Here is a 261-nt window from a genome sequence, read left to right on the forward strand (position 1 = left end):
AAATGAAAAACCATGCTACTACGATAAGCGCACATGACTTTACTGTAAATAATAACCAAAACCTAAAAGGATCAGAGTCTAAGAAAGCTTCAGATTTACCTGAAATGACTCCGCTTTCAATCGCTCCTAGTAAATCCATAGCTAAATAAACGCCTAAAAATAGACATATGATTCTGAGGGGCAGGGTTATTAGGGCTTTTTCCATAAATAAAACACTAGGCTCCTAACGCCCCGCATAAAGGGCAGCTAGCTGTGGGCTAA

At 39.5% G+C, this 261-nt stretch carries 1 protein-coding gene; it reads right to left on the minus strand.

Annotated elements, in window-relative coordinates:
- The coding region (locus tag CSH92_RS17180; protein WP_205662202.1) for a hypothetical protein at positions 1-205 on the minus strand (205 nt) is incomplete at its 3' end.
- Positions 206-261: the final 56 nt, after the last annotated feature.

Origin of the sequence: Neoalteromonas flava (assembly GCF_002807685.1) — a bacterium.
Classification (GTDB): domain Bacteria; phylum Pseudomonadota; class Gammaproteobacteria; order Enterobacterales; family Alteromonadaceae; genus Alteromonas_E; species Alteromonas_E flava.